The 19,989-nt window shown below is 52.7% G+C and carries 29 protein-coding genes; 27 read left to right on the top strand and 2 right to left on the bottom strand.

Annotation, left to right across the window (positions count from 1 at the left end):
- Positions 1-2 precede the first annotated feature (2 nt).
- The 10 genes from ACW44H_RS09110 to ACW44H_RS09065 all read left to right on the top strand — a co-directional run bounded on the left by ACW44H_RS09110 (position 3) and on the right by ACW44H_RS09065 (position 8,835).
- Positions 3-413, top strand: coding sequence for a hypothetical protein (locus ACW44H_RS09110; protein ID WP_457508664.1), 411 nt, complete (start codon positions 3-5; stop codon positions 411-413).
- A 68-nt stretch (positions 414-481) separates the two neighbouring features.
- The gene (locus ACW44H_RS09105) at positions 482-1,207 is read left to right on the top strand and encodes a hypothetical protein (protein ID WP_457508662.1); all 726 of its coding nucleotides are present in this window, start codon (positions 482-484) and stop codon (positions 1,205-1,207) included.
- Positions 1,208-1,215: 8 nt separating this feature from the next.
- Positions 1,216-1,791, top strand: a complete 576-nt coding sequence (locus ACW44H_RS09100) for a hypothetical protein (RefSeq protein ID WP_457508660.1) — start codon at positions 1,216-1,218, stop codon at positions 1,789-1,791.
- Between the two features lie 127 nt (positions 1,792-1,918).
- Entirely contained in the window at positions 1,919-4,288 is a 2,370-nt protein-coding gene (gene nrdA, locus ACW44H_RS09095; protein WP_457508658.1) for a class 1a ribonucleoside-diphosphate reductase subunit alpha, read from the top strand.
- Between the two features lie 25 nt (positions 4,289-4,313).
- Entirely contained in the window at positions 4,314-5,474 is a 1,161-nt protein-coding gene (nrdB, locus tag ACW44H_RS09090; protein WP_457508656.1) for a class Ia ribonucleoside-diphosphate reductase subunit beta, read from the top strand.
- A 139-nt stretch (positions 5,475-5,613) separates the two neighbouring features.
- Positions 5,614-6,402 carry a pyrophosphohydrolase domain-containing protein gene (locus tag ACW44H_RS09085; RefSeq protein WP_457508654.1) on the top strand — a complete coding sequence of 263 codons (789 nt, stop codon included), beginning with the start codon at positions 5,614-5,616 and terminating at the stop codon, positions 6,400-6,402.
- 178 nt (positions 6,403-6,580) lie between these two features.
- Positions 6,581-7,660: a thymidylate synthase gene (gene thyA / locus ACW44H_RS09080; protein WP_457508652.1), complete on the top strand. Its 1,080-nt coding sequence runs from the start codon at positions 6,581-6,583 to the stop codon at positions 7,658-7,660.
- Positions 7,661-7,758: 98 nt separating this feature from the next.
- Positions 7,759-8,151 carry a hypothetical protein gene (locus ACW44H_RS09075; RefSeq protein ID WP_457508650.1) on the top strand — a complete coding sequence of 131 codons (393 nt, stop codon included), beginning with the start codon at positions 7,759-7,761 and terminating at the stop codon, positions 8,149-8,151.
- A complete protein-coding gene (locus ACW44H_RS09070; protein ID WP_457508648.1) occupies positions 8,141-8,341 on the top strand; it encodes a hypothetical protein in 201 nt (66 codons plus the stop codon). The genes ACW44H_RS09075 and ACW44H_RS09070 overlap by 11 nt, the downstream gene beginning before the upstream one ends.
- Positions 8,338-8,835 (top strand): RNase H family protein, encoded by a 498-nt coding sequence (locus tag ACW44H_RS09065; RefSeq protein ID WP_457508646.1) that lies wholly within the window; start codon positions 8,338-8,340, stop codon positions 8,833-8,835. Before ACW44H_RS09070 ends, ACW44H_RS09065 begins: the two co-directional genes overlap by 4 nt.
- Before the next feature lie 229 nt (positions 8,836-9,064).
- Here the strand turns inward: ACW44H_RS09065 and ACW44H_RS09060 are convergent, their stop codons facing one another.
- Positions 9,065-9,565 (bottom strand): hypothetical protein, encoded by a 501-nt coding sequence (locus ACW44H_RS09060; protein WP_457508644.1) that lies wholly within the window; start codon positions 9,563-9,565, stop codon positions 9,065-9,067.
- Between the two features lie 327 nt (positions 9,566-9,892).
- On the opposite strand from ACW44H_RS09060, the gene ACW44H_RS09055 reads away from it, so the two are divergent.
- From ACW44H_RS09055 to ACW44H_RS08975, 17 genes are all read left to right on the top strand, one after another.
- Complete coding sequence (locus ACW44H_RS09055; RefSeq protein WP_457508642.1) at positions 9,893-10,141, top strand: type II toxin-antitoxin system Phd/YefM family antitoxin; 249 nt, start codon at positions 9,893-9,895, stop codon at positions 10,139-10,141.
- Positions 10,138-10,533 carry a type II toxin-antitoxin system VapC family toxin gene (locus tag ACW44H_RS09050; RefSeq protein ID WP_457508640.1) on the top strand — a complete coding sequence of 132 codons (396 nt, stop codon included), beginning with the start codon at positions 10,138-10,140 and terminating at the stop codon, positions 10,531-10,533. Before ACW44H_RS09055 ends, ACW44H_RS09050 begins: the two co-directional genes overlap by 4 nt.
- Positions 10,534-10,634: 101 nt before the next feature.
- Positions 10,635-10,904, top strand: coding sequence for a DUF7352 domain-containing protein (locus ACW44H_RS09045; RefSeq protein ID WP_457508638.1), 270 nt, complete (start codon positions 10,635-10,637; stop codon positions 10,902-10,904).
- 27 nt (positions 10,905-10,931) lie between these two features.
- Positions 10,932-11,447 (top strand): hypothetical protein, encoded by a 516-nt coding sequence (locus ACW44H_RS09040; RefSeq protein WP_457508636.1) that lies wholly within the window; start codon positions 10,932-10,934, stop codon positions 11,445-11,447.
- Positions 11,444-12,139, top strand: coding sequence for an HD domain-containing protein (locus ACW44H_RS09035; RefSeq protein ID WP_457508634.1), 696 nt, complete (start codon positions 11,444-11,446; stop codon positions 12,137-12,139). The genes ACW44H_RS09040 and ACW44H_RS09035 overlap by 4 nt, the downstream gene beginning before the upstream one ends.
- A 291-nt stretch (positions 12,140-12,430) precedes the next feature.
- Positions 12,431-12,766, top strand: coding sequence for a hypothetical protein (locus ACW44H_RS09030; RefSeq protein WP_457508632.1), 336 nt, complete (start codon positions 12,431-12,433; stop codon positions 12,764-12,766).
- Positions 12,750-13,046: a hypothetical protein gene (locus ACW44H_RS09025; protein WP_457508630.1), complete on the top strand. Its 297-nt coding sequence runs from the start codon at positions 12,750-12,752 to the stop codon at positions 13,044-13,046. The genes ACW44H_RS09030 and ACW44H_RS09025 overlap by 17 nt, the downstream gene beginning before the upstream one ends.
- An 88-nt stretch (positions 13,047-13,134) precedes the next feature.
- Positions 13,135-13,608, top strand: coding sequence for a hypothetical protein (locus ACW44H_RS09020; RefSeq protein ID WP_457508628.1), 474 nt, complete (start codon positions 13,135-13,137; stop codon positions 13,606-13,608).
- Positions 13,608-13,862 carry a hypothetical protein gene (locus ACW44H_RS09015; protein WP_457508627.1) on the top strand — a complete coding sequence of 85 codons (255 nt, stop codon included), beginning with the start codon at positions 13,608-13,610 and terminating at the stop codon, positions 13,860-13,862. The genes ACW44H_RS09020 and ACW44H_RS09015 overlap by 1 nt, the downstream gene beginning before the upstream one ends.
- Before the next feature lie 68 nt (positions 13,863-13,930).
- Positions 13,931-14,425 (top strand): dihydrofolate reductase, encoded by a 495-nt coding sequence (locus ACW44H_RS09010; RefSeq protein WP_457508625.1) that lies wholly within the window; start codon positions 13,931-13,933, stop codon positions 14,423-14,425.
- Positions 14,426-14,434: 9 nt separating this feature from the next.
- On the top strand, positions 14,435-15,049 hold the full coding sequence (locus tag ACW44H_RS09005; protein WP_457508623.1) for an AAA family ATPase: 615 nt from the start codon (positions 14,435-14,437) through the stop codon (positions 15,047-15,049).
- A gap of 9 nt (positions 15,050-15,058) precedes the next feature.
- The gene (locus ACW44H_RS09000; protein ID WP_457508621.1) at positions 15,059-15,421 is read left to right on the top strand and encodes a hypothetical protein; all 363 of its coding nucleotides are present in this window, start codon (positions 15,059-15,061) and stop codon (positions 15,419-15,421) included.
- A gap of 89 nt (positions 15,422-15,510) precedes the next feature.
- Complete coding sequence (locus tag ACW44H_RS08995) at positions 15,511-15,942, top strand: hypothetical protein (protein WP_457508620.1); 432 nt, start codon at positions 15,511-15,513, stop codon at positions 15,940-15,942.
- A gap of 15 nt (positions 15,943-15,957) precedes the next feature.
- Complete coding sequence (locus ACW44H_RS08990; RefSeq protein ID WP_457508618.1) at positions 15,958-16,512, top strand: 3'-5' exonuclease; 555 nt, start codon at positions 15,958-15,960, stop codon at positions 16,510-16,512.
- Between the two features lie 25 nt (positions 16,513-16,537).
- Positions 16,538-16,843: a hypothetical protein gene (locus tag ACW44H_RS08985; protein ID WP_457508616.1), complete on the top strand. Its 306-nt coding sequence runs from the start codon at positions 16,538-16,540 to the stop codon at positions 16,841-16,843.
- A gap of 93 nt (positions 16,844-16,936) precedes the next feature.
- Positions 16,937-17,785 carry a hypothetical protein gene (locus ACW44H_RS08980; protein WP_457508614.1) on the top strand — a complete coding sequence of 283 codons (849 nt, stop codon included), beginning with the start codon at positions 16,937-16,939 and terminating at the stop codon, positions 17,783-17,785.
- Positions 17,786-17,952: 167 nt separating this feature from the next.
- Positions 17,953-18,255, top strand: coding sequence for a hypothetical protein (locus ACW44H_RS08975; protein ID WP_457508612.1), 303 nt, complete (start codon positions 17,953-17,955; stop codon positions 18,253-18,255).
- A 126-nt stretch (positions 18,256-18,381) separates the two neighbouring features.
- On the opposite strand, the gene ACW44H_RS08970 is transcribed toward ACW44H_RS08975, so the two are convergent.
- On the bottom strand, positions 18,382-19,905 hold the full coding sequence (locus tag ACW44H_RS08970) for a B12-binding domain-containing radical SAM protein (protein WP_457508610.1): 1,524 nt from the start codon (positions 19,903-19,905) through the stop codon (positions 18,382-18,384).
- Positions 19,906-19,989: the final 84 nt, after the last annotated feature.

The following is a 19,989-nucleotide window of genomic DNA, read 5'->3' as shown; positions in this document are numbered from 1 at the left end:
CCATGAGCAAAACAAAACAGCTCACCGCATCGCAGCTCGCCGGGCTTCAGAGAATGAAAGACGGCCCATGTGACTACTTTGACCTGATTAAGGTGGGAGCCAACGGATCAACCATTAAGTCGCTGTGCAATAACGGGCTGGCCAACGTGTGTTACCCGGAGACGGGCAAAGCATGGCAGATCACTCATCTAGGCAAGAAGGCGCTGGAGGCGGGACATTTCGACCTTGATGGGGAAGCCACGCAGGGAACCGAATCTTGTGTTGCGGCGATCAAGTTCGCCCTCGAAACCGACGACGGTCTGGCCTTCTTGCGCTGCTGGTATGAGGCTGACTTTGACGACATTCGCAGAGATTGGCCGGAGGCACCCGAAGAAGTGTTCATTGGCGCCGACCCTCTGTATCGGTCGGCCTAGCAAAAGATGCGTGCGTAGCCTCTACGTGCGCGTCATAATGTAAGTAACAGCTTACTTCTGGTAAAGATATGCCCTATACACCAACCCGTGAATCACAGCGTCGACATGTGGATGCAAACGGCTTTCTCAAATGGATGCTGATGCTAGGCGTTAAGCTCGACGAATACCCGTTCTTCAACGACCAGTTCCGAAACCTTCTCTTAGATCGGCACATGATCTATCGCTTGCCTGGAGTCGACGCCTCGACATACAGCCCCTCGATGGAAGGGTCGACTCCTTGGCTGGAGTCAGTTACCGAAAAGACCATTATGGTTTCCGACATCGAGCGGTTTGAGTTCATTACTGCCAACTTGCGCGTAGGGGATTCACCGCAATTGGCTTTTGGAGTCAGAACAAGAGGTAACGAGTTGATCTACCTGACCGAGTATGACGCAGAGCGCATCTACTCGGGTCGCATGGGTGACGGTCGGAATTTGGAAGACTTTCTGACCTATATCAGCCGGGTCCAGCAGGATAAGTATCGGAAATCTGGCTTCATCTGGCCGCAGGCGATAAGTCGTGACCTCTCGGACTCTCTGCACCCAATGAATGTCAACTTCAACAACCATAGCCCTTCGATTATCGCCGAAAGTATTCTCACTGAACTGAAGCTACCGTTCTTGGTGGACGGTTGCGTGGTCAACGTAAACACGAGCCAAGAGGACGTTAGCATTCCCGAACTCGACGACTCAATTGCTGCTGAGGTTGCCGAGTTTCGCAACATCAACCCCAACTACGGCGTTCTGAAATTTTAGGAGAAGCCATGAGTATCATCCGAGTGGTGGGCCAAGACCCATCGTTGCGCAATTGGGGATTGGCCGTTGGGCTACTGAACCTCAACACGGGCGCACTGACGATCGACCACCTCGACGTCATTCAGCCCAACAAGTTGGAAGGTAAACAGGTGCGTCAGAACTCTACTGATGTTGACGTGGCACGCCAGCTTTATGAAGGCGCTATAACGGCTGGATTAGGCGCTAAGGCGTGTTTTGTCGAAGTCCCTGTCGGTAGCAAGAGCGCACGAGCAATGGCGTCCTACGGCGTCTGTGTGGGCGTTCTGGGCGGACTTCGAGCATCAGGCACTCCGTTCTTCGAAGTGACCCCGACGGAAGTCAAAGTGACCTCTGTAGGCAAGAAGACGGCCACCAAAGAGGAAATGATCGCCTGGGCAATGGCCAAGCACCCCGAAGCCCCCTGGCCCATGCAGAAGAAAAAAGGCGTCTCCACGGTGATCGAGGGCAAGGCTGAGCACATGGCTGACGCAATCGCAGCCATCTATGCTGGTATGGCCACCGCAGAGTTCCAGCGCATTGCCTCCTTCCTAAAGGCTGCTGCATGAGGTAGCCGCACCACCCTTCTTACACAAGATATTGGGCTTGATGGCATATTTCTATGCTGTCAAGCCTAGCTAGTAAGTAACAACTTACTTATCATTGACGCACCACCCATCATCAGGAAGTATTTTCATGCACGTTATTAAACGCGACGGCGCCCGTCTGCCATTCAATCGAGAAAAGATCGAGCGTGTCGTTTTTTGGGCAGTTGGTGAGCTGAAAAATGCCAGCGTCCAGGCGATCGTTAATATCGCCGAAGCCAATCTCTTTGACGGTATCACTACCGCTCAACTGCACACCGTTGTTACACAGGCCGCTGCCCAACTTATCGGGGTAGAAGCTGGCCAATCGCCAAGCTACTCGCTCGTGGCTGGTCGGTTAGAAATGTTCCGGGCGCGCAAAGAAGCCTACGGTCAATACGACTACCCGCACCTCGCCCATCACACGCGAAAGCTGATTGAAGCGGGCATCTACGACAAGCAATTGCTTGAGCCCTTCACCGACGACCAGCTCGAAGAACTCAACGCCTACGTGCGCTCTGACCGCGATATGAACTTCCATTACGCGGGTTCAATGCAGATGACCACCAAATACCTGATCAAGAATCGGGTAACTGGTCGCATCTACGACGCCCCTCAGCACGCCGCTATGTTGATTGGCATGGCTGTTTTGCCGACGCGCTACCAGGGCGACGATTTAATCCAACAGGTGAAAGACTTCTACGACGTGGTGTCGACGTTCGAAGGCTCTTTGCCAACGCCTATCTGGGGTGGTGTTCGCACGCCGCTTCGTCAGTTCTCAAGCTGTGTGGTCGTCGAGGCCGGTGATTCCTTGGCTGAAATCAATGCCGCTTGTGACGTGGCCAGTTTGTATGGCGCCGCCCGTGCTGGCTTAGGTGGCAACCTGGGAATGATCCGCGCTGAAGGCTCAGAAGTGCGCGGTGGTTTGGCGTATCACACTGGCGTAGTGCCCTTTGCCAAGAAGTTCGAAGCATCGGTGAAAGCGTGTTCACAGGGCGGCATCCGCGGTGCATCTGCGACCATGTTCTGGCCAATCTGGCACCTGGAGTTTGAGAACCTAGTGGTTCTGAAGAACAACAAGGGGCTTGAGCTGAACCGAGTCCGCCGCATGGATCACTGTTTCCAGATCAACGGCTACCTGTGGCAGCGTCTTCAGAACGGCGAGCAAATCACCCTGTTCAGTCCGCATGAAGTGCCAGGGCTTTACGACGCCTTCTTTGCTGACACCGCACAGTGGATCAAGCTCTACGAAAACGCCGAGAAGAGCACCACGATCCGCAAGAAGACCATGAGCGCGGTTGAGGTCTTCACACAGTTGCTCTTAGAGCGCACCGAGACGTCTCGGCTTTACCTGATGAACGTCGACCACTGCAACACGCACAGTTCATTCTTGCCAGAGATCGCCCCGATCCGTCAGTCGAACCTTTGCGTGGAGATAACCCTTCCCACCAAGCCGCTGCTGACTGTTGACGATCCCAATGGTGAAGTGTCGCTCTGCACCTTGGCGGGCGTAAACATGGGCAAAATCACATCCCTGGCGCAGCTTCGCCGTGTCGTTCGTGTGCTGGTCAACTTCCTCGACGCCCTGCTCGACTATCAAGATTACGTGGTGCCTGCGGCTCGCAACGCTACCAAGAAATATCGTCCGCTTGGAATTGGCATCACCAACTTCGCCAACTGGCTGGCCAAGAACAACGCTCGCTACAGCGATGGCTCCGGCAACAACATCACTCACGCGTTTATGGAGGCATTCCAGTATTACTTGATCGAGGCTTCCGTCGACTTAGCACGGCGTTTCGGTGTCGCCCCTGGATTCCACGCGACCAAGTATTCACGCGGTCTGATGCCCATCGATCATTACAAGAAAGCCGTTGACGAGCTGCACGACGAACCCCTGCACATGGACTGGGAAACCCTTCGTCACAACGTCCTGCGCTTTGGTATGCGTAACTGCACCCTATCCGCATTGATGCCTTGTGAGTCATCCAGCCAGGTGTCCAACAGCACCAACGGTATCGAGCCGCCTCGTGAGCTGGTGTCCGTTAAAGGCAATGCCGAGATCACCATCAGTCAGATCGTGCCGGATTACGAAGAGCTGGCGGGTGTCTACGAAACGTTGTGGGAGTTACCCAACAATCGTGGCTACTTGGGTCTGGTGGGAATCATGCAGAAGTTCGTCGACCAATCGATTTCTGCCAATACCAATTACAACCCCGATTCCTACGCTGACGGTCAGATTCCGCTTCAGGTCATCACTGAAGAGCTTCTGCTTGCCTATCGCTGGGGTGTGAAAACGGCCTACTACTCAAACCTTCGCGATGGCCAGGGTGATGAGGAAAAAACTGAGAAAGGGGCTCAATCCCATTCTGTAGAGAACACCGAGGCATCCGCCAGGGAAGAGCTGGAAAGCCTCAAACAACAGCAGTGGGAAGCAATCGCCAATGACGAAGTTGGCTGTGATAGCGGCGCCTGTGCCCTTTAATTTTCTCCCAAGGAGTAAGTAAGCGATGAGTTATACCACCTTTAACGCCAAACAAGTCGATGCAACCACTGAGCCGATGTTCCTCGGTTCAGGTCTCAACGTGGCCCGGTATGACCGGGTCAAGTATCGCTTCTTGGATAAGGCAACTGACCAGCAGTTCGCCCAGTTCTGGCGTCCTGAAGAGGTCGATCTGAGCCGGGACAAGCTGGAGTTTTGGAACACCCTTACAGAAGACCAGCGCTATATCTTCTTGGCCAACCTGAAGTATCAGTCGCTACTCGACTCGGTCCAGGCTCGCGCTCCGATGCTTGCGTTTGGACACCTGATCTCAATCCCTGAGCTTGAGACGTTTACCGTCGTCTGGCCGGCATTCGAGGCGATTCACGATAAGTCTTACACCCACATTATCCGCAACGTCTTCCCTGACCCTGCGGCAGTGTTTGACTCCATCGTGGTCGACGAGAACATCATCAATCGCGCTCAAGCATTAACCCAAGCCTACGACGAGCTGATCGAGATCGGCATGATCTACTCGGTTTATGGCTACGGCTACCATGTGGTTCCTTCGCGCAATGAGCGGGTCATGATCGACCCCAGCTTGATGCGTCGACTGATCATCAAGGCGCTGGCAGCGGTCAATGCACTGGAAGGCGTGCGGTTCTATGTGTCTTTCCTGTGTTCTTTCGCCTTTACGGAAAAGCTGAACGTGATGGCGGGCAACTCAAAGATCATCCGCTTTATTGCCCGTGACGAAGCGCTCCACCGTAAGGCGATCGGAGACGTTCTGAAGACCATTGCCACCGGCAAGGAAGGCGCTGAGTGGAAGGCGGACTTTGATGCGGTGCTGCCGGAAGTGACGCAGATTTACCAAGAGTGCTTCGATCAGGAGGTGGCTTGGGCGGAACATTTGTTTGCCAATGGACGCACGTTACCGGGCTTGAACGTCTCTCACATCAAAGGCTTCCTGGCTAACGTCACCAACCAAACGATGTTGGGCGGCGGCATCCCTGCCCTGTTCCCGACTGCTGAGCCTCATCAAGTTCAGTGGGTGAATAAATACCTCTACAGCGGCAACGTTCAGGTAGCCCCGCAGGAGGCCGAGATTAGCTCGTATCTGCTTGGTCGAGTGAACCCCACCCTTGACTTGGAAAAACTTCGCAAAGTGGCTCTCGACATACAGGTATAAGTAACGGCATACTTACTAAAGGGCGTAGCCTCAGAGCTTCGCCCTTTTTTTATGCGCTGTTATGCCTACACAGCGCAGCGGAAAATGACAGTGTCAGCAATACGACTGACAGCACACTGAAATGAGGTCACTGGTTTACATGATCACCAAACAATCCATCGTTGATACCATCGTTCGTTCTGCTGAGATGGTGCGCGAGTTCCACGAAGTCTATGGCCATCCGGTGGGCGTAGAACCTTCTATGACGCTGCCTGAGCGTCGTGGCGTTGAACGCTACACTTACCTACTCGAAGAGCTTTTGGAAGGCACGAAAGCAAGTCTGGCGACCGACAAGGTAGAGGTCGTCGATGCGCTGGGCGATTCAATTTACTTCTCCCTGGGAAACATCGTGGAATGCGGCGTGACCAGCGAAAGTTTAGGTGAGGTCGTTAGTGAGATTATCGCCTCTATGGCCATCGAAGAAGACATCGCTTACACATTGAGCGAGGTTGAAAGTGCTGGTGGCTGGGCGCGCTGGATGCGCAACGTCTTCATCCAGGCGAACTTTGAAATCACAAGCGTAATTGCCAAAGACGCCACTCACGAGCTGCCAGAAAGTGAAGTTAGTTTTACAACCGTCGAGCCAAGCGTCGGTTTGATTTTGTCGTTCATTTTCTCGATGAAAGTGGTTACTGGCGCCGATCCTTTGGCGGTCATGTCTGAGATTCACCGCTCCAACATGAGCAAGCTGCTTCCCGATACTCTTCCAAACGAAGACGCCTGCCATGAATACATGAAGAGTGCAGGTTTCACCGGCTCGCTGGATGGCTTGATGTTCCGCCGCATGGACGATATGCGCTGGGTGGTGAAGAACATCGACAACGGCAAGGTGGTGAAGAACCCCAACTACAGCAAAGCCGACCTCACCTCTCTGGTTCCCGCCCACTAACCCTTTAAAGAACGTGGAGTGCCTTAGTGCGCTCCACGATAATAGTCACACGTTACTTATATTTTTAACGAGGATAAGGAATTGGTGACTTTACTCAAAGGCGTTGTGTTCTTGGTGATGTTGACGCTTACCGCTGCTGATATTTCTCCGATCATCAACCTAATAGTAGGAATTTAACATGCAACTGCCAGACGATATTTACCTCAACACGGCTGAGCAAATACTGGAATTCGGCGCTTCCAAGGGCGACCGCACCGGAACGGGCACTGTTTCCCTGTTTGGCCAGCAAATGGTCTTCGATATTACCGCTGACAAGCTGCCATTGCTGACCACCAAAGAGCTGAAGCTGCGGTCGATCATCCATGAGCTGATCTGGTTCCTTCGTGGTGAAGGCAATATCGCTTACCTGAAAGAGAACAAGGTCGGTATTTGGGACTCATGGGCGGATGAGAATGGTGATCTAGGGCCGGTATACGGCGTGCAATGGCGTAAGTGGGACGACACCCGGGTAATGAACGTTGACCAGTGGACGCTGAGCGACTTTGCCGCCAAAAACCCTGGCTTTGAGGTAGTCGCCTTCGATCCAGCAAAAGGTTTAGTGACGATACAGCGGAAGATCGACCAGATCGCCGACCTGCTTCATCAACTTCGCACCAATCCCGACTCGCGTCGACTGATCCTGACTGCCTGGAATCCGTCGGTGGTCGAAGAGCAAGCGCTACCGCCCTGCCACTCTTTTGTCCAGTTCTACAGCCGTGAGCTGACCTACGCCGAGCGTTGTGAGATTGCCCGTGAGCGTGCCTTCCAGATAGACCGCGACGACTCTCGCGAGCTGACAGAAGCCGAAGTCGAGCTGTTTATCTCTGGGCACCTGACCAACAAAGACTCGATACCGCCTGAACTGCTGGATCGCTTGGTTCCAGCGACTCGCGGCTTGTCCTGTCACCTGTATCAGCGCAGCGGAGACTTCTTCCTGGGTGTGCCGTTCAACATCGCCAGCTACTCGCTGCTGACTCACATGATTGCCAAGTGCGTTGGCATGGAGTCGCTGGAGTTTATTCACACCATCGGCGATGCGCACCTCTACTCCAACCACATTGACCAGATCGCTGAGCAGTTGCCACGCGAGGTTGTCGAGTGTTCGCCCTACGTGGTGCTTCATCGTCAGGTAAATGACCCAAGCGAATACACCTTCCACGACATCAGCGTTTTCGACTACAGCTTTCAACCCGCTATTAAGGCACCCATCGCCGTTTAGTGATCAGCAGCGCGGCCGCAACGTCGCGCTGTCTCCCCTCTGCTATTTGATCGAAAATATCTTTGCAGCAAAAGCGCTGCTAATTCAGGAGTTTACCAATGGATAACCCTTCATGGGGTGCGCTCGCCGGATTTACTAAGCAACCGGTGATTCCCACTACTGCCGCACCGTCTTTCGCGTCGATCGATAAAAAGGCTGCCAGGAGTTCCGACGCGGAACGCCGCTTGGAGCTTGCCAAGCAGTTAAAGCACGACAGCGCTGGCTACATCAAGGCCGTCGAACTCCGCTGCTGGCTATCCAAGTCGAAGAGTGGCGGTGCAATGCTGGTCGAGGAAATGGACAGCGTATACATCCTTAACGTGATGAAGATGATCGCCGACGGTCGCCATTCTTTCGTTAAACCCAATATCCAATTGGGTGTAATGTGGGCATCCGTTTTTACAAGTGAGATTGCTATTCGTAAGGAGGCTGAGAACAACAATGACAATTAATGAACTTGAAGCCTGCGGTATTGACTGGTTCGGCAGGCCGCTGTGTCGGCATAAGACGACCGGCATCTACTACTGCGTTCTTGAAGAGGGCATCACGTTCCACGACGTTCTGAAAGGTGACGCTGAGCTGTATTACAAAGGTCGTGACCGCGAAGACGAGCCCAGCCATCCTGTGGAGCTTATGAAATGACCATGTATCAGAATCTTGCTGAGCGCCGGGCCAAGTTCGTGACAGTGTTCTGCGATGCCTCTCATTGCCCCAATACGCTCGCTACAGGCTGGGCAGTTTGGATGAAACTTGGAAGTCCACCTGAAACCAAACGCCTCTCTGGAGCGCTCCCTGGGGTCAAGGATTCGCAAAACGCCGAGATCATCGCATTGGAGGAAGCGCTGGCTCACTTAGAGACTCGTTTAGACCTCAAAGATCAAATCGTGGTGATCGAGTCGGACTGTCTTGGGGCAATTGACGCTATCCGCGACCGCGCATTGCGACTGACTGCCCTGGGTGCCAAGTATGTGAAGCTGAAGTGGGTCAAGGGTCATCAGGGCGTGAAGTGTGCCCGATCTGCTGTGAATACCTGGTGTGACTCTGAGGCTAAGCGAAATATGCGAGCGCTTCGCGACGCCATCATTAAGCGTTCCGGGGAATGCCAATCGGAATACGCACCCAAGGAAACTGCGTGATGACCACCGTTGTTATCCGTGAGCGATTCCCACCGTCACTCGCTTCAACTCAATAAGCGGCCACTCGTGGAGTGAGCGTGGGTAACAAGCACTCGTATAACAGCCAAAGCCATATACCGAGTGCAAAATGAAACAAAGCTACAGCAAGCGAAAAGACGTAAATACCGCCTTTATGAGCAAGCTGTAGCTGGTTCATTGGTTTATTTCCGCCTGCATTAAAGTGTTTCCACTACCCGCGGTATCTAATTTCTTTGTAAGAAAGTAACCTATCTGGGCATCGCTGAAATTCATCGTCTATGTAGTAAATATTCCCTGAAGGTATTTTAAATGGAGCGAAAGAACCTCCGCAAACTTCTCCCATTGTTTCAGCCCCTACGCCAGTTACCCAACCCCCATAATTTGTCAGGCTCCATTTCTCAGCAAAAAGGACGTAATTTCGACCAGCTTGACTAATGCTCTCATGAGAAGTATCTAAAGAATATTTCTTTTCTTTCTCCCCCTCTTCTGAAGAAGTTGGTATATCTTTCAATAATTCTTTAATTCGCTCTTCTAAAGAAGTTGGTATATCTTTCAATATTTCTTGAATTCGCTCTTCTTCCTCGATAAAGCCTTCAGGACAATCTCTTCCTGTGTCTGACCACGCCCCCCCTATGCACCTCATAACACGACCTTGCTGGCAAATTTCTGTCCCTTCGGAGTAACGGTTGTCACCATAAAAACAAGTATTCATAACCCCCCCCGCTTAAATGACAAACATCATTCATTATAGCAACAACACCTTCACTTAAAGGTAAATTATCCCTATTTACTATACTTTTAATACGAAATGTATTATTTCAACATATAAATTAAATATTAATAAAACTAATGATTTCTAACCGTATTAACTAGAAATAAACTTCACCTCGTTACCATAATTACTGGGACGAGCTATTTGCCTACACTAAAAAAACGGCATAGGTGCTTGGATCAACCACGTCACTCCGGCGGAAGAGGATTCGCGTAGCCAGGAAGAGTCGATTACACTTAGCTAAGTTACTTAGCTAGTTTGGAGGTTATGGTGGACGTCAACATTCACGACGCCAAGTCACAACTCTCAAAGCTGATCGAGAAGGCAATGGCAGGTGATGAAGTGATAATTGCGAAACGCGGCAAGCCAATGGTGCGTCTGGTGCCTATCGAGCAGGAGTCGAATGCTCTGAAGCTACTGGGGTGCATGAAAGATGAAATCGAATACGCCGAAGGCTGGGACGCTCCCCTGGAAGGCGACGAATTGGCCAGCTTTCACGAGGATAACCTGGGATGAGACTACTGCTCGACACCAACATTATCATTTGGCTATTGGCCGGTGATGAACGTATTAACTCCAAGGTTAGCATGACACTCGATGACGCCGAAGAGGTTCGGTATAGCGCAGTCTCGCTGTGGGAAATCGCTATCAAATCTGGCAACGGCAAGCTAAGAATTAATGCCAGTGGCGTGATGAAGAATCTGGAAGGCACGTTCATCAAAACAATGCCCATACTGCCTCAGCACACGCTGCCTGTTCAGAACATGCCAAAGCATCATGCAGACCCCTTCGACCGTTTGCTGATAGCGCAGGCGACCGTTGAGGGAATGACGCTGCTGACCGGCGACAGAGCGCTCAAGCGGTATGACTCTACTGGCCGGGTCGTGAGGCTTATTTCGGACTTGTGAAGGCAGTAACCAATTACTTATACTTGTAACGTTAAGGGGCTTTGAGCCCCTTTTCTTATGCGCTGATAATGACAATTCAACACACACACTAAGAAGCAAACATGCCATCTACCATTCATAAGTTCTCAATGACTGCTGAACAGTCGGAGTTCCAAATACCAGCAGACGCCACTGTGCTGCATGTGGGCCATCAACATGGCGTCACCTGTCTCTGGATTCAGCTCGACCTGGAAGCTCCGGCTGTGACTCGTCGGTTTCGTATCTATGCCACTGGGCAACTCATCACAGAGCCGAACGATAAATTGACCTACTTGGGCAGCGTGCAGACGCCCGCTGGCTTTGTCTGGCATCTTTTTGTAGTGCTGTCATGAACCAATATATCCCTAAGAGGATTTAAAATGAGCAGCTTAATCGAAGAAGCGCGGTTCTTTCCCTACATGCCGGAGTCTTTCATGCAGTGCTGCCCTCACTGCGGCGGTGACTGGCTGGTGGATACTTTCAATTGCGAGCAAAGTCGCGGTAAGCAGCGAGCAAAGTGCCCACCCTGTTGGAGTCGAGGCTTCGCAAGTGGCGGCTGGTGGGCGTCAACCAGCATTTATCGCAGTCCGCGTGATATGGCCGAGCGTCAATGGCCGATGTTGTGGCGTAACTACGTTCAACTCGATGGCCTGGGTTACGCCCTTGAGCGAACCAATCGGGCTGACAAACGACTACAGCTTTTCGAGGTGCGTAATTCTTCACGTAGGATTGCTCATTTTGCAGCGGTAGATGATAGGGAAGCCACACTGCTGGCTGCCTACGATGGCCATCTTCGCAGCAGCAAGACAAAAGGCATTCGTATTCGGCACCTGAACGCAATCGAGGGCGTGGCGCCTGGTATTATTCAACTGGAAACCGCAGAGGAAGTGGCATGAACATCGTCTCCCGCGCAGCGATATTTGCTAAGGCGGCTCACCTGGCTATCAACCAGCGTCGGAAATATACCGACGAGCCCTATCACACCCACCCTTTCCGTGTAGCCGAGATTGTCCAAGAGGCAGGTGGCACGCCGGAAATGATAGCCGCCGCCTATCTGCATGACGTCGTGGAAGACACGCACGTTACTATCGAGGCGATTAGTGAAGAGTTCGGCTTTGAAGTTGCAGCGCTGGTCGAATGGGTGTCGGATTTTCAAACCTCAGCCGATGGCAACCGGGCAGCTCGCAAGAGCGTGGAGCGTGAGAAGCTGGCCAGCGCCTCCCCTTCTGCTCAAACGATCAAGCTGGCTGACCTGATCGACAACACCAAGTCTATCGTCGAACACGACCTGGACTTCGCCACGATCTACCTCCAAGAGAAACAGCAGTTGCTTCGGGTGATGGATAAAGGTGACGCGGTTCTTTATGCCGAAGCCATGCAGATTTGCATGGACAGCATCGACAAGGTCAAAGAGGAAAAAGAGCGCCGTCGCCCCATGACTCACCGGGTTTACATTAACGGTCGGCGGAAGGTAACGGTATATTCAGCAAAAGAAGCGTGGGACTTTATCGGCAAACAGCCAATGGGTGTCTGTTACGAGGTTCGAAATGCCGATGATGAGATACTTCGCGATTTCATTCCCTACTGAAAGGCGCGATTATTTACCTTCGTGCGTCTTGCTATGGCAGTAACCAATTACTTATACTTGATTCAAGAAGGGGCTATCGTGCCCCTTTTGAGTATCCGCAATAATGCTTGAACACAAAGCAGCGCAGGATAATCGGGGATGAGTAGACGAAAGTGTGGCTGCGTTATAGCAACGTCCAAGAACACACCCTCCGTCCGTCATGGGTTCGAAATGGCTGGCTACGTTAAGGCTTACTGCGAGCTTCATGGCCGTCGCGATCCCAAGCTAACTATCAGAAGGAACGTGGCAAAGATGACTAACGAACAGATTCGCGATCTGGCCCTGGCCAACGGATTTAAGCTCAAGGCACAGCCGGACGGCAGCGAAGACCTCAACCCCTATGTATTCGACTTCGCACGCGCTTTGATAGCCGCTACCGATCGCACCGATGAAGTCGACGCGCTTTGGGAGACCTTGATTAAAGTGAGCGACGCGCTGGACATTGACCCAGAAGAGGCGCGCACCGAAGAGGGTAAACCTTCAGACATATTTATCCGTCAAATTAAGAGCATGGAACAAACCATTGCCAGTTTAGAAAAGCAGGTTGAAAGCCTTGGAGACATCATCCGTGATGACCGACATGAATAGCGTATTAACTCGGGATATTCAGAAATTTGGGCACCCTTCCCCGATGGTTCACTTATCAATACCCGGCTTTTCGATGCACATTGGTTCGCACGGAAGGTTTTTTGAGCAGAATGGGCAGTTGTGTTTTGAGGGCAATGCTTCGGAGGCGGCTGAAGAGTTTGTCACCTACCTCAAGCACCACTGTCAATGCGAACTCTCTCGCCTTCGGTTGGAGTTGGACCGGGCGTTGAGTAATGAACGCGAAGCCTTACGCCAGCTAGGCATTGATCGCGGCTTTTAGTTGGTCTAATACAGTAAGTAACAACTTACTGACTGCCATATTTTAATGCTCAATAATGAGCAAACACACTGAAACGAGGAAACACAACATGACCACAATGATCATCTCCCATCGCGCCTGCGGTCTTCAAGAGAGCCGCTTACGCCTCCAGTTACTCAAAGCCAACAACGAGCTGGCCAAAAAGAATGCGGAATTCAACGAGCTGGCCAAGTGTCATGACGAGCTGGTTCAGTCCTTCATTGATGAAGCCGGTGTGCAGCGTCAGCTCACCAATGAGAAAGCTGAGCTGGCCAGCAAGGTTGAGCGCTTGGAAGGTATGGAGAAGGTGCTAGCTGAGAAAATTGCTCCGCAACTAGGCGCCGCATTCATGCTGCTAAACAAACTCAACGGCCACATCGAGAAGTGGAGCGAAGGTAGCAAAGGCGGCGTTCCCTACATGCCCATCGAGCCGGGGATGGCAGAGGCCGTTAAGAGCCTGGTTGAAGACCTCAGCAACCACATTGTTGTGGTCGACCGTGAGTCGATCGCTAAAGCGATGGCTGAAATTTTGGGGCACGCCTGATGGATATTCGCACATTAGGCAAGCCCCTATACACCAGCGACTTTTATGCCAATTGGCGCGGCAAAATATCCGCCATCGCTCGTGAAAATAGGGAGGCAATGGAAGCCTCTGAAAATGAAATTAAGCTGTCTATCCTTGCTCGGAAGCATCTGCATAAACTTTCGGCCGCAAGTGGCATGGTGGCACGGGATGCGGTTGTTGCTCGCGAACGCGCCCTGGACCAGCGCTTAGCGGATCGTGGATTGCTGAACTAGACCGCAGCTTTTAATGCGCGGGGCTATTACGCCCCGCTTAGTAAGTCACCGATTACTTAGGTAACAATATGAAAATCACCGCTATTGCCGCTGTAGGTCGTAACTGGGAACTGGGTCGTAACAACGACCTGATCTGGAAAATGCCGGAGGACATGCGTCACTTCAAGCAAACCACTGAGCACCACGCTGTTTTGATGGGCCGCAAGACCTACGAGTCAATCGGCAAACCGTTACCAAACCGTCGCAACTACATCTTAGCTAGCGGCGGATCGATCTTCACAACTGAGTGGAACCGTGTCGGCAGCATCGAGGTGGCGTTGGAGAACGCTGAGCGTTCGATGGTTGATCATCTTTTCGTGATTGGCGGCGCTCAGGTCTATAAGCAGGTGATCGAAAGCGCTCTGTGCCACGAAATCATCCTGACCTATATCCACGACACGGCGGCCGATGCCGACACGTTCTTCCCTAACATGGACAGCCAGTCCAATTACGTCAATGTCGACTGCAAACCGCTGAATCACATGGCCGACATTCGCACCTTCATTCGCACCGACCTTCTCTGAGGAAACTATATGAATCGCTTCGGCATTTCTGGTGCCCACAAGTCCGGCAAAACCACCCTGGCCAAAGCCGTTGCGACGAAGTGGAACATGACCTATATCGACGTCAAGCTCTCTGATGTTAATCGGGCTTTCGGCGTCTCCCCCAATGAGATCATTCCCTTTGCTCGCCGTTTAGAAGTGCAACAGAACATGGTGTCTCACTGCATCAACCTGTTTAGCGAGCATGAGGATAACTTCATCGCTGACCGCACCTTCCTCGACGTGGCCGCCTATACCCTCTCCTACATGCCCCATGTGGTATCTAACATCGAGAGCGAAACGGTAAAAACTATCGTGGATCAGTGCTATCGCGCCCAGGCAGCCTTCTTCGACAAGACGATCATCGTAGGCAACAGTTTCGAGACCTCTGCCGACCCTGATAATCCAGGCAAAGGGGCTTTTTCGTGGTCGTGGAATTTCCAACTGCAAACCCTCATTCGCGGACTGGTTCTGAGTTCCGGTATGAAGTGCCCGGTTAATTTCATGCCCGACACGCATAGCACCTTGGCGCAACGCATCGACAAGATCGAACTGATCATTGGTGAAGCGCAGCGTCAGAAGTGCCTCGAATCCACCCTTCACTGAGCGCCCATCATGAAAATCTTCCAAATGCACAGTGGCAAGGGCAAAAGCCGCATCATCATCGATGGCCGTGACTTTGTTGGTAGCAGTGTCAGCATTGATGCGCGGGGCAAGGTCGTCGTCGATGGCGTATCGCAGTCAGACACTTTGATTGGTGACATACAAATCACGGTCAATGGTGACGTTGAACGTCTCGATACTGCCAGCGGCGATGTCGAGGTGACTGGCAATGTAGGTCAAGTGACGACGGTCAGCGGTGATGTCGAGGTGTCTGAGAACGTGCTAGGCAATGTGAAGACAGTCAGCGGTGATGTCGATTGCAACGCGATAGGCGGCTCAGTTTCAACCGTATCAGGCGACGTTAGTGGTCGCTAAACACGTCCGATTTGAACGCAGCGGGGACACTGATCCCCGCTTCTTTTCGTCTGAAAATAGCTCTCACAGAGACACGCAGGAGAGCACCAATGCTTCCCGAATTACCTACTGTCGAAGACGAACTGGAGCGCAAGGCCATGGATGAAATGACCCGCATACTCCACCACTACGACACCGGCCGCATCACGCACCGCGAAATGAACCTGATGCTCGACACCCTTTGGGCCTGTGTATCAGGGCTGGCGGGTGAGGATTGGCGTGAAATGCTGGAAGAGGCTCGGCGCATCGAAGATGACCGTGTGCCGTTCGAGTATCACGCTATTCGCAAACACCCTTACACGCTGGTTTCGATACACCGCAACGACGACAGCCTCAGCGTGATCATGCGCACCGCCACTGGTGACATTAAGCGCGAAAGGCGTATCGATCTGACTGACAAAGTGCTGCCGGCCAAAATTGCGCGTGACCGAATGAAAGCCACGATTAAAGAAATCACCGACGGGGGCTTTGAGCCCCTATGAGAAAAGGAGTTTGTCATGCCGACAGTGCTCGGATTTGACCTTGAAACCACTGGCCTGTCTGCGGAAAAGGGCCACCGCATCATTGAGTTTGGCTGCATCGTTCATGATTTCCATACGGGCAAGGCGCTAGGCAAGTTTGAACAGCGCATTGACCCCAAGCGCAGCATCGATGCGAAGGCTCAAGAGGTGCATGGCATCAGCCTGGATGAACTGAAAGGCATGCCCACCTGGGAAGAAGTAGCTCCGAAGATCGCCAAGCTGTTTGGTCGTGTGGATATGGTCATTGCCCACAACGGTATCGGGTTCGATCTGCCCTTTTTGCTGACGGAAATGGATCGCGTTGGTATTGACCTGCCGGACGTCGAGATTTACGACACGATGATTGGTTGTAACTGGGCAACGCCTGACGGCAAACCACCCAGTCTTAAAGAGTTGGCCCAGTCACTCGGCTTCACTTACGACCTCAGCAAAGCTCACGCGGCAATCTACGATGTAGCCTTGATGATGCAGTGCTTCTTTACGGCTCGTAACAAGTATCCGGGCTTTATTGTTACCCCACTTGATAAGTAATTGGTGACTTATGAAAAAGAAAGACATGCCAAACCAGCTCACCTTCCGGGCCTTCCCGGTTGAAATGGGTAGCAACTACCGCGTCTCTGCTGTGAATGCCATCAAGCTGCTATTTAGCATTCCTCTCGGCATTATCCGTGCCGTCCAGGTCTCGTGGCTAATGTTACGAGAACACTTGGCTGACTCCGATCTAGTTACCGCTCTGCTGGCGTTATACGGCATGTTTATCGTTGGCCCAGTCGCGGTATTGGTGCTGGTCTTTGACGGGCTGCTCTGTGCTGCGAAAGGTCGATTGAGTTCTGTGACGTTCGAACAAAGTGCCGCTAAATAACTAGAAAATAGCGTATTACGCCACGATCATGCGCGTAAAATTCAACTTGTAAGAAATATTTAATTAGCACACAAAACCACTAGGAGAACGATCATGGCTAACGTAGCAACTCAGATGGACGACCTGGATGCTCTCTTCGCTGACGTTGAAGGTCTTGGTTCACTCGAAGACCTGGAATTCGAAGCTGTTGAGGTAGAGGCTGAAGCGGAACACGATGCCGACGCCATTTTGGAAGCTGCTCAGGAAGAGCTGATTGCCGAGCTGGATGAGGTTGAGGCTGAAGAAGCTGACGAGGTTGAGGCGGCACCTGCTGAAGTAGCTCAGGAAGAGGTGTCCATGGATGACCTCGAAGCTGAACTCAAGACAGTTGAGCGGGAAAAGCGCTTGGAAGAGGCCACTATTCCCGAGGATGAAGTGGAGAAAGCCAAGCAAACGATGGCCTCAGAAGCCAAGAAACAGGCGAAGGCAAAGAAGGAATCCAGCGACGAACCCTCTGCGCCTCGCGAAGCGATCGATGTCGCAGCGGTAGTCAGCGGCAAGATCAGCCCCACCATCGAACATTGGAAGCTAACCAGCGGCATGAGCGAGGCGGATGCTGAATCACTGCGCGACGAGATACTGGCGGACTGCGCGGAATTACCCAAGAAGACTCGCGAGAAAGTCGTGAACCTCATGGACTGGTGGGTTCGCGGCACCTCACTGAGCGTCTACACCCGCCTAGCATTCGACTTCCTGGTCGAGAACGAGCGAATCAGTTCTGTCGATCTACGCAACGCCTATATGTCCAACCCTGGCAAGGCATACACGCAGGGCACGGCCAACGCGCAGACGGGTCAGGTGATGGCGATCCTGAAAGCCTTCCGCTTGATCGATTCGATGGGCGATCTGTCTACCGGCGATCACGCCATGATCAAACGCTACAAGGAAATTACCAGCAAGTGAGAGACGCACTAATGACGGGGGTTCTGCCCCCGTCTGCTGAGTTCATCTTTATGCTAGGGTGAAGCCAGGAGGCAGGCTACTGGCCGTCAGAATACAGCGTAAAGTGGCTGTGTGTGCGAGGGCACCTTCGGGTGCCCATTTTTACGGCAAAATGTTAAGAGAATGCAATGGAAGCAACCGATGATTTTCTCTTCCCAGAGGGCGAGCAAGATGACTTCACCCGGGTCATGCGGAACGAGCATGAATACGTAGGTGCAAGACGGCTGCCGGACGGCACCTACATTGGATTACAGCGCCTCATGTTTACGCTGGCTATCTGTGTCGGCGTGACAGAAACCTCGCCATTCAAGCGGCGTTACTGCTTTGAAGACGCCCCTTCTTGCATCACCCAATTCTTATTGCTGTCCAGCCCCAGTGACGAAATCACTGGATGGATCGCGACACGCCCCAAGCATGAAGTTGACGAATAATAACAACGCTGATGAATCGACTGGGAAGCGCTCAGAAATCACGCAGGAGACGTTTCCCAGTTCGAAGTAAGTCGTCGTATACGTCAGACTTCCAAGCGCTTACACGCGAAAATAGAGCATGATGATTTATGCACCTGGAAGCGAGATCAGCTTCACTGGCTCAACGCCATAAGGTAGTAGCGTTTGCGGCTCATGCTCTTCGGTGACAAGGCGGCGAATGTAGTGATCAGTGCGGGGACGAGTTCGCTCGCGCATCATCCGACCCAGGGGTTTGGTCTCTCCGCGTGACGTAACCAGATCGACCCTGGCGTCGAGCATCCGAGTAATCTCGCTGGTCGAGATACCCACGTTGTTGCGATCAGGCACACCGAAGGCCATCACCATTGCAGCGTAGGGTCGCGACTGGTAAATCTTGTTCTTAAACTCCAGCTTCAACGCCTGTGCTCGTCGATATGACATGCCGTCACTCTTGCGGCTCCACAGCATCCGGTTCTCGAACGTGTAACCGAGCCGCTTCATGTCCTCCAACTCCATCTTGCTCTTGGGCGCGTCACGGTCGATGCGTAAGGCATTGAACTCGGCGTAGTGGAACGGGCAGTCGGGATCGGTGAGCCATTCCAGGGTGCGATACATCGAGTCCTCATCCTCTTCCGGCAAGCCGAGGATGAAGTTGGCCCGCATCACGACCTTATTGCCCCACACCTCACGCACCTGCGCAGCGGTTTCCTTGACGCGCTCTTCACCCATGCCCTTGCCGATCAGTCGTCCGGCCTTCTTGTTCAGCGTCTCGATGCCCAGATTGCCGCCACGTATGCCCATCTCCAGCAGCAGCTTGGCCATGTCCGGGTTGCGCATGAACAGGTCGAGGCGAATGTAGGTGCCAAACTCGATCTGGAAGGGTAGCGAGGTGAAGACCTTGTGCAGCATCCGCACCTTCTCGATCGAGTCGTTGAAGGTGTCGTCTGGGATCATGTAGTGGGTGGTGCCCCACATTTCATAGTTGCGCATCAGCTCCCGACGCAGCACGCCAGGGTCTTTGACCATGTCACCCCAGGACTTGCCGATCAGGTCGTAGGTGCAGTAGGAACACTTGAACACACAGCCGCGTGCCACCTCGACGACAGCACCCTCGCCATACTCCATCAGGTCTTCAGGCAGCCACACGATGTCTGAGGTTTTAAAGTTATGGTTAGGGTAGGACTCCTGCGTCACGAACGGCACATCATGAGCCCGGGTGATCTTGAGGTCGGTGCCGTCGTAGAGATGCCGGATGATCGCCTTGATCGGCCCCTCGCCCTGCCCGCTGATGAACAGGTCGAAGATGCCGATGTAGTCCGTCAGCGTGGCAGCAGTCTCTATCCCAACCTGACTGCCGCCAACGACAATCAGCGCATTCGGAGCACGACGGCGGATCATGGCAATGCGTTCACGAAATATTTCATAAGGCATTCCCCAGAAGTAAACCTCACGCTCCAGGTCGTCACCTGTGAAGTAGGTCGACAGCAGCGTGGTGGAGATACCAATCAAGCGGGTGTCTTTATCCACATATTTGTCGATTAGGATTTCCCACGCCTTGTCGTTCAGCTTGGTGAACAAGTCGATCACTTTGCAGGTGCGACCCATGCGCCTGATCTCGGTGGCCAGACGCATCGGGGCGCCATGCTTCAGGTATCCGTTGCTAGCGTTGGCATCGTTACAGCTACTCAATAGAACAGTGTCCATGTCGGCCCTCGG

This window comes from Vreelandella sulfidaeris Esulfide1, assembly GCF_054072535.1.
Note: the sequence above shows the minus strand (reverse complement) of the source record. Positions and strands in the feature narration are given on the sequence as shown.